The sequence below is a fragment of the Pseudonocardia pini genome (assembly GCF_013870575.1).
GTDB lineage: Bacteria > Actinomycetota > Actinomycetes > Mycobacteriales > Pseudonocardiaceae > Pseudonocardia > Pseudonocardia pini.
The window spans coordinates 1-7,934 of record NZ_JACBXB010000202.1 but is presented as its reverse complement, the minus strand read 5'-3'; the positions used below and the strand labels follow the sequence as shown (position 1 = coordinate 7,934).

Here is a 7,934-nt window from a genome sequence, read left to right as displayed (position 1 = left end):
GGGTGCCGCTCGCTCATGGGGTGGATGGGATCGCTCGCACATCCGGTCGCGGTGCGCGGCGACGTCGGGCAGGACGCGGACTGCAGGCGGGTGGTCGCCGAGGTCGTGGACCGGTGGGGGCGGATCGACGCGCTGGTCAACAACGCGGGCCGGACCAGGATCGTCCCCTACGACGACCTCGACGGGCTCTCCGCCGAGGACTTCGAGGCGATCTACCGGACCAACGTGGTCGGCACCTACCAGATGACCCGCGCCGCGGCGCCGCACCTGCGCGCCCACGGGCTCGGGGCCGTGGTGAACGTGTCGTCCACCTCGGGCGCGGACGGGGAGGGCTCCTCGATGGCCTACGCGGCGTCGAAGGGGGCGTTGAACACGCTGACCCTCGCCCTGGCCCGCGCGCTCGCACCGCAGATCCGGGTCAACGCCGTCGTCCCCGGCTTCATCGCCAGCCGGTGGTTCGCCGATCCCCTCGGCCCCGAGGGCTTCGACGCGCTGGTCGAGCGGGTCCGCGACTCCACCCCGCTGCACCGGGCCGGTACCCCCGAGGACATCGCCGTGTCCGTCGTCTTCCTGTGCGACGAGGGCGCCGAGCACGTCACCGGCACCACCCTGGTCGCCGACGCGGGCGCGAGCCTCAGGCCGCGCCGCTGACCACCAGCGTGGTGATCCGCACGAGCGAGGGCGCGGTGGGTGTGGAGCCGAACCCGAACCGCACCGGGGGCCGGACGGGCGCGAGCCCGCCCTGGTCCGCACCGGCCCAGCGGACCACCGCACCGGTGATCCGGTGCAGGTCACGGGCGCAGTAGTACTCCCGACGACCGTTCCCCGCGCTGCCGACGGTCCGCACGCCGGGCAGCACCCGCCGCGCGACGGCGTCGACGAGGGTGACCCAGCGCCGGTTCGTCGCGAGGGGGGCCGGGACGGCGCGCAGCGGGTAGCCGAGCGCGCCCCGGCCGCCCATGCGGAAGGCACACTCCAGCGCTCCGGCGACCACCTGCCGTCGGTCCCCGCGCTCGGTGTACTCCACCGGCCCGATCCGGACCTCGTCGAACGAGTACGTGCCGGTCACGAACTCGGCCACCGCCGCGGAGGGAGCCAGCAGGAGCCGGTGCCCGTCCGCCCGCTCGACCATCACGTCCGTGAAGTCGCCCAGCGGCGAGACCGGCCAGTGCCCCACCACCACCCGCAGGCCGGCGGGGGTCCCGAGGCCGGCGATCCAGCCGTCGAAGCGATCGATCACGTCCGCCATCCTCACACCGGCCAGACGTAGGCCGTGCCCGGCGCGTCGTCCGGGAAGGCCGGGGCGTGCTCCGGCAGCGTGCCGAGCAGGACCTCGCGGTGGCTGCGGTGGACCCGGTCGTCGCCGAGCCGGAGGAGCGTCTGGACCATGCCCCCGGATACCCGGCCCCAGCCTGCCAACCGCCCACGCGCCGGGCGTCCGACTCGCGCGTCCGGGGCGTCGGACTCGCGCGTCGAGCGGGCTGCCTAGGCTGGGCGGGTGCTGGAGATCGACCACCTCATCGCCTTCCTGCCCGGGCCGCCGGACCCGCCCGCGGGGTTCTTCCTCGACGAGGGCACCCGGCACGTCGGGCAGGGGACCCGCAACCGGCGCATCCGCTTCCCGCGGCACTACGTCGAGCTGCTGTGGGTCGACGAGCCGGAGGTCGAGGAGGCCTCCGGGCTCGGGTTCGCCGCGCGGTGCGCCCGGAGCGCCTACCCCTTCGGGATCGTGCTGCGCGGCACCCTCCCGGAGGGCGACTTCCGCCGCTACACCGTGCCGGACGGCGGACCGACGCTCGCCCTCCACCAGGGCACCCCGGACATGCCGTTCCTCGCCGTCGCCGAGCTGACGGACGAGCAGCTCACCGCCCTCCCGCACCGGCTCACTCCCCCACACAAGAACGGCGCGAAGGGGATCGTCGCGGCCCGGCTGACCGGGGCGGTCCCGCCCGGCCCGGCCCTCCCGGGGATCTCGCTCACGGACGCGGGCGACCCGTCGCTGCGACTGCTCCTCGACTCCGGCGCCCCGCTCACCTTCCAGTAGCCGATCAGTAGCTGCGCGGCAGGCCCAGGACCTGGGTGCCGATGTGGGCGAGGACCAGCTCCTCGGCCACCGGGATGTTCTTGGCGATCCGGGAGTCCCGGAACAGCCGCTCCACCGGGTACTCCTTCGAGTACGCCATCCCGCCGAAGGTCTGGAAGGCCTGGTTGGCGGCCTCCCAGCCGACCTGGGCACCGGTGAGCTTGGCGATGGTGGTCTCGGTCTGGCAGGGCAGGCCCTGGTCGAACAGCCACGCGGCCTTGTAGGTCATCAGCCGAGCGAGCTCGGCCTTGGCCTTGATCTGCGCGAGCGGGAACTGGATGGCCTGGTTGGAGCCGATGGGGCGGCCGAAGACCGTGCGCTCCTTCGCGTACCGGACCGCCACGTCCAGCGCGGCGTCCGCGGTGCCCACTCCGCCGGCCGCCGCGAGCACGCGCTCGGGGTTGAGGACGTCCCACAGCACGGAGAAGCCCCGGTCGACCTCACCGATCACGTTCTCGGCGGGCACCCGGACCGCGTCGAGGAAGACCTGGCTGGACGTCACCACGTTCGACCCCATCTTCGGGATGGGGGTGTACCGCAGCGTGCCGGCGGCGACGGCCTCCTTGACGTCGACCAGGAAGAGGGTGAAACCGCTGGTCCGGGGGGTGGCCTCGGCGGCGGGCACGGTGCGGGTGATCGCGACCATCCAGTCCGCGTTCTCCAGTCCGGAGATCCAGATCTTCTGACCGGTGATGAGGAAGTCGGCGCCGTCCCGGACGGCGCGGGTGCGGATGCGGAGGGCGTCGCTGCCGGCGTCGGGTTCGGTGAGGGCCATGCAGAACTGGGTGTCGCCGCTCGCGACGCCCGGGAGGATCTGCGCGCGCTGCGCCTCGGTGCCGTGCCGGGCGAGCGTGGTCGCACCGAACCCGGGAGTGAGGATGTAGAGGAAGATCCCGCCGGTGCCGCCCGACGCCGCCAGGGTCTCGCACGCGACGGCCAGCTCCAGCAGGCCCTGCCCGCCGCCGCCGTACTCCTCGGGCACGGTGAGCCCGAGCCAGCCGCCCGCGGCGAGGTCTCGCCAGGCCTCCCAGGGGAACCGGTGCTCCTCCTCGAGCCTCGACCAGTAGGCGTGGTCGTAGCGGGCACCGATGGCCCGGACGCCCTCCTGCACGGCGAGGGCGGTCTCGGGCAGCGCGAAGTCCACGGACGCTCCTAGACGAGGGGGCGGCCCAGCAGGCGCCGGAGCCGCAGGTCGGTGAGGCAGGCGTTGTACGGCAGCCTGCGCAGCGTGGGCGGCAGCCGGAACACGATCTCGCCCATGCGCCGCAGCCTCTCCTCGAAGCGCGCCTGGTCGGCCGTCGACCAGGGCAGGCCCATCATCGACCGGAACGGCTCGTGCAGGAACCCCGTGCTCCACCACCGGGTGGCCGCCGCCCCGAACCCGCCGAGGTACTCGCGGTCCAGGAGCCGCTCGAAGTACGCGCGCACCGGCGGGTCGATGCGGACCTCGGGCAGCGCGGCGGCCCAGTAGGTGTCGAACGCCGCGCGGTCCGGGGGCCACTGCTCCGGGCGGACCTGCAGGCCGGTGCCGATCGTGGCGCACTCGCGGTAGACCGGGTCCGGCAGCCGCAGCCCCGGCTCACCGACCAGGAGGCCCCAGGTGTCCTCGAAGGCGCGGTAGATGCAGCCCGCCACCCAGAGCTGCAGGTCGCGGTCCGTGGCGCGGTACCCCACCGGGCTCTCCACCGTGGAGCGGACCTGCGCGTGTGAGCGGCCGACGGCCCCGCGGTAGTCCCGCCGGTCCCGTTCCGATCCCAGCAGCGCGACGCCGAGGTAGGCGTTGGTCGTCCGGAACCGGTGGAAGGGGTGGTGGAACAGGTTGCCGCTGTCCACCCGGCTCTCCAGCACGCCGTACCCGACGGGCGGCAGTGCCAGCTCCATGATCACGTTCGCCGTGGCGGCCAGCAGGACCGGAGCGAGCACGAGGTCCCGTGCCGTGCGCGGCAGCCGGTCGACCGGCATCGGTCCTCCCTACATCAAGGGCCGGAGCTCGGCCCAGGCCCACTCGCCCAGTGTCGTCGGGGTGGTGGTGATCGGCGAGCGGGGCGGGTCGGGCGGGAGGTCGCGGGTCCCCGCCGTCATCCCCACGATGCCCTCGACGGCGGCGGGCGGGAGCTCGGCCAGGGCCGCGCGGACGTCGTCGTCGGAGATGCCGACGGCGGTCACGGTGCGTCCCAGGACCTCGCTCAGGATGCCCGCGACCTGCGCGAACGACAGGTCCTCGGGTCCGTGCACGCCCTGCACGACCCGCCCCGACCAGTCCCGTGACAGCAGCCTGCCCACCGCGACCTCGGCGATGTCACGCGGCGCGACCCACGCCAGCGGGGCCTGCGGATCGCGGGCGGTGGCCAGCGTGCCCTCCCGCAGCGAGTCGAGGTCCATGAGCAGGTTGGTGACGAAGTAGCCGCACCGCAGCACGGTGACGTCTCCGGTGAGCGCGTCCTCGATCGCACCGAGCCCGTCGATGTGCCCGGCCCCGCCCCGCAGCTCCGCGCCGCCGCTGGACACGAACACCGCCCGCGGCACGCCGGCCGAGGCGAAGACCTCCCCCAGCGCGGCGGACTCGGCGATCGGGTCCTCGGTGACGTGCGGGGTCGTGTCCAGCCAGAACGCCGCGTCGACGCCCGCGGCGGCCTTCTCGACGGCGGCCGGGTCGGTCAGGTCGCCGACGCGGACGTCGCACGCCTCGCGGACGGCGGGACCGAGCCGGGCGGGATCGCGGACCAGCAGGGTCGGGCGGGCGCCCGCCGCGAGCAGCAGCCGGACCACGTGCCGCCCGATGTTCCCCGTGGGGGCGGTGACGAGAACTCTCATGCCCCGAGGGTGCCCGCAAACCCTGACGCCCCCTGTCGAGAGGAACGTGAGTGCTGTCCAGAGCATGATCGAACAGCACCCACGTTCATCTCGGCGGTCAGTGGGCGCGTGGTGATCTTCACACCCCGCCCCGGCACGGACTCGCGGAGCAAGCTCGACCTGCTCGCGGCCGTCGGGACGCAGGAGCTGAGCCCGCGGGTCGGGTAGGCGCACCGGTGTCGGGCGGGATAGAACTGTCGCTCACCCCCGCTCCACCGGAGGATCTGTGCACATCTGGCCCGGCTCGCCCTACCCGCTGGGTTCGACCTTCGACGGCGGTGGCACGAACTTCGCGATCTTCTCCGAGGTGGCCGAGCGCATCGAGCTCTGCCTCATCTCCGACGACGGCACCGAGGAGCGGATCAACCTCCCCGAGCGCAACGGCCTGATCTGGCACGGCTACCTCCCCCGCGTCGGGCCCGGGCAGCGCTACGCCTACCGCGTGCACGGCCCCTACGACCCGGGCCAGGGCCTGCGCTGCAACCCGCGGAAGCTGCTGCTGGACCCGTACGCCAAGGCGATCGACGGCGAGTACCGCTGGGACGAGGCCCTGTTCAGCTACCGTTTCGGCGACCCCTGGTCGGTCAACGACGCCGACTCGGCCCCGTACGCGATGACGTCCGTGGTGATCAGCCCGTACTTCGACTGGCAGGGCGACCGCCCGCTGCGGATCCCCTACAACGAGTCGGTCATCTACGAGGCGCACGTGCGCGGGATGACCATGCGGCACCCGGACATCCCCGACGACGTCCGGGGCACCTATGCCGGGATCGCGCACCCGGTGATGATCGACCACTTCCGGTCGCTGGGCGTGACGGCGGTCGAGCTCATGCCGGTGCACCAGTTCGTGCACGACTCGACGCTGCACGACAAGGGCCTGCGCAACTACTGGGGCTACAACACCATCGGGTTCTTCGCCCCGCACAACGGCTACGCGTGCTTCGGCACCCGCGGCGAACAGGTCACCGAGTTCAAGGCGATGGTCCGCTCCCTGCACCAGGCGGGGATCGAGGTGATCCTCGACGTCGTCTACAACCACACGGCGGAGGGCAACCACATGGGCCCCACGCTGTCCTTCCGCGGCATCGACAACAAGGCGTACTACCGGCTCGTCGACGGGGACGAGGCCTACTACTTCGACACCACGGGCACCGGCAACTCGCTGAACGTGCGCCACCACGAGTCGCTGCGGCTGCTGATGGACTCCCTGCGGTACTGGGTCACCGAGATGCACGTCGACGGGTTCCGGTTCGACCTCGCCTCGTCGCTGGCGCGGGAGTTCCACGCCGTGGACCGGCTGTCGGCGTTCTTCGACCTGGTCAACCAGGACCCGGTGGTGTCGCAGGTCAAGCTGATCGCCGAGCCGTGGGACGTGGGCGACGGCGGCTACCAGGTCGGCGGGTTCCCTCCCCTGTGGACGGAGTGGAACGGCCGGTACCGGGACACCGTGCGGGACTTCTGGCGCGGCGAGGACGGCGGCGTGGGCGAGTTCGCGGCACGGTTCACCGGCTCGTCGGACCTCTACGAGGCGGACAACCGGCGGCCGATCGCGTCGATCAACTTCGTGACCGCGCACGACGGCTTCACCCTCGAGGACCTGGTGTCCTACAACGACAAGCACAACGAGGCCAACGGCGAGGACAACCGGGACGGCGAGAGCCACAACCGCTCCTGGAACCACGGCGCCGAGGGCCCCACCGAGGACGTCGCGATCCATGCGCTGCGCGAGCGGCAGAAGCGCAACGTCCTCACCACGCTCCTGCTCTCCCAGGGCGTCCCGATGATCGCGCACGGCGACGAGCTCGGGCGCACGCAGCAGGGCAACAACAACGTCTACTGCCAGGACAACGAGCTGTCCTGGGTGGACTGGGACCGGGCCCGGGAGCACGACGTGCTCACCGAGTTCGTCGGGCGGCTGACGGAGCTGCGGGCGAAGCACCCGATCTTCCGGCGGCAGCGCTTCTTCCAGGGCCGGTCGATCCAGGGCTCCAGCATCAGCGACATCGCCTGGCTGCGGCCGGACGGCAAGCAGATGACGGACGAGGACTGGCGGCGCGCCCGGACCCACTCGCTGGGGATCTACCTCAACGGGCAGGGCATCCCGGACCGGGACCGGCTCGGCATGCGGATCACGGACGACTCGTTCCTGCTGCTGATCAACGCCCACCACCAGCAGGTGCAGTTCTGGCTGCCGGACCCGAGCTACGGACGGGCGTGGGAGACCGTCGTGGACACGGCGGACCCGCTGCTCGCCGGCGCACGGCGGCGCAACCACAAGGCGGACGCGCGGCTGCGGGTGATCGCGCGGTCGATGCTCGTGCTGCGGTGCACGGTGCCGCCCACCTGACATGTCGAGCTTGACATGTCGTACTCGACGGGTGCAGGCTGGCCGCAGTCGAGGGGGAGGCCGGTCATGGCGGAGATTCGGATCGGGGACGCGGAGCGGGAACGCGCGGCGGCGACACTGAGCGAGCAGGTGGGGGCGGGTCGGCTGGACCTGCCGGAGTACGAGGCGCGGGTGGACCGGGTCTACGCGGCCCGCACCGCGGCGGACCTGGAGTCGGTGCTGTCCGACCTCCCGGTGGCGTCCTCCGCGCCGAGCGCCCGCCCGTCCCCGTCGTTCGGGTCCGGCGGCGGCGATGTGGGCACCGTGGCTCGCGACGACGGTGATCTGCCTGGTCATCTGGGTCGCGACCTCGCTGGGCGCGGGCCACCCGCTGTACTTCTGGCCGATCTGGGTGGCGGGCCCGTGGGGCGCGATGCTGCTGCTGGGCTCGGTGACGGGCCACCGCCCCTGCACCCCCCACCGCCCCTGACCACGCCCCGTCGGCGCGAACGGCCCCTCGCGAGTCACCCTGCCGGTGGGTGACGAAGTCGTCGTCGGCCGGGGTTCGGTGTCGTCGGTCGCCGCGGTGCGGCACGCTGGTGCCATGAGGCAGGGCGTGCGGCGCGCGGGGACGGCAGGGGTGCTGGTGGGAGCGGCGGGCGCCGCGGTGGG

The 7,934-nt window shown here is 72.8% G+C and carries 9 protein-coding genes and 1 pseudogene; 5 read left to right on the top strand and 5 right to left on the bottom strand.

Features of this window, described 5'->3' with window-relative positions:
* Window positions 1-651, top strand: a 651-nt coding sequence (locus H5J29_RS13850; protein ID WP_181781360.1) for an SDR family NAD(P)-dependent oxidoreductase, incomplete at its 5' end; no start/stop codon positions are given.
* On the opposite strand, the gene H5J29_RS13845 is transcribed toward H5J29_RS13850, so the two are convergent.
* Entirely contained in the window at window positions 635-1,240 is a 606-nt protein-coding gene (locus H5J29_RS13845; RefSeq protein WP_312858209.1) for a hypothetical protein, read from the bottom strand. The two genes, H5J29_RS13850 and H5J29_RS13845, sit on opposite strands and share 17 nt — an antisense overlap.
* 11 nt (window positions 1,241-1,251) lie before the next feature.
* Window positions 1,252-1,389, bottom strand: coding sequence for a hypothetical protein (locus tag H5J29_RS13840; protein WP_181781358.1), 138 nt, complete (start codon window positions 1,387-1,389; stop codon window positions 1,252-1,254).
* Window positions 1,390-1,498: 109 nt separating this feature from the next.
* Between H5J29_RS13840 and H5J29_RS34330 the strand changes: the two genes are divergently transcribed.
* Window positions 1,499-2,044 carry a VOC family protein gene (locus H5J29_RS34330; RefSeq protein WP_220187395.1) on the top strand — a complete coding sequence of 182 codons (546 nt, stop codon included), beginning with the start codon at window positions 1,499-1,501 and terminating at the stop codon, window positions 2,042-2,044.
* A gap of 4 nt (window positions 2,045-2,048) precedes the next feature.
* On the opposite strand, the gene H5J29_RS13830 is transcribed toward H5J29_RS34330, so the two are convergent.
* From H5J29_RS13830 to H5J29_RS13820, 3 genes are read right to left on the bottom strand one after another with little or no spacing between them, the layout of a single operon-like run.
* Complete coding sequence (locus H5J29_RS13830) at window positions 2,049-3,227, bottom strand: acyl-CoA dehydrogenase family protein (RefSeq protein WP_181781357.1); 1,179 nt, start codon at window positions 3,225-3,227, stop codon at window positions 2,049-2,051.
* An 8-nt stretch (window positions 3,228-3,235) separates the two neighbouring features.
* Window positions 3,236-4,045, bottom strand: a complete 810-nt coding sequence (locus H5J29_RS13825) for an oxygenase MpaB family protein (RefSeq protein ID WP_181781356.1) — start codon at window positions 4,043-4,045, stop codon at window positions 3,236-3,238.
* 9 nt (window positions 4,046-4,054) lie between these two features.
* Entirely contained in the window at window positions 4,055-4,897 is an 843-nt protein-coding gene (locus tag H5J29_RS13820; protein WP_181781355.1) for an NAD(P)H-binding protein, read from the bottom strand.
* 265 nt (window positions 4,898-5,162) lie between these two features.
* On the opposite strand from H5J29_RS13820, the gene glgX reads away from it, so the two are divergent.
* The 3 genes and pseudogenes from glgX to H5J29_RS35040 all read left to right on the top strand — a co-directional run bounded on the left by glgX (window position 5,163) and on the right by H5J29_RS35040 (window position 7,752).
* Window positions 5,163-7,283 carry a glycogen debranching protein GlgX gene (gene glgX, locus H5J29_RS13815; protein ID WP_181781354.1) on the top strand — a complete coding sequence of 707 codons (2,121 nt, stop codon included), beginning with the start codon at window positions 5,163-5,165 and terminating at the stop codon, window positions 7,281-7,283.
* Between the two features lie 15 nt (window positions 7,284-7,298).
* Window positions 7,299-7,505: pseudogene (locus H5J29_RS36550) on the top strand (DUF1707 SHOCT-like domain-containing protein); the annotation flags it as partial.
* Window positions 7,506-7,575: 70 nt separating this feature from the next.
* Window positions 7,576-7,752 carry a hypothetical protein gene (locus H5J29_RS35040; RefSeq protein ID WP_246393843.1) on the top strand — a complete coding sequence of 59 codons (177 nt, stop codon included), beginning with the start codon at window positions 7,576-7,578 and terminating at the stop codon, window positions 7,750-7,752.
* Window positions 7,753-7,934 lie beyond the last annotated feature (182 nt).

Coding starts and splice junctions, on each gene's coding strand:
- H5J29_RS13840 (WP_181781358.1), bottom strand. CDS start 1,389: ATGGTCCAGACGCTCCTCCGGCTCGGCGACGACCGGGTCCACCGCAGC.
- H5J29_RS13825 (WP_181781356.1), bottom strand. CDS start 4,045: ATGCCGGTCGACCGGCTGCCGCGCACGGCACGGGACCTCGTGCTCGCT.
- H5J29_RS13820 (WP_181781355.1), bottom strand. CDS start 4,897: ATGAGAGTTCTCGTCACCGCCCCCACGGGGAACATCGGGCGGCACGTG.
- H5J29_RS35040 (WP_246393843.1), top strand. CDS start 7,576: ATGTGGGCACCGTGGCTCGCGACGACGGTGATCTGCCTGGTCATCTGG.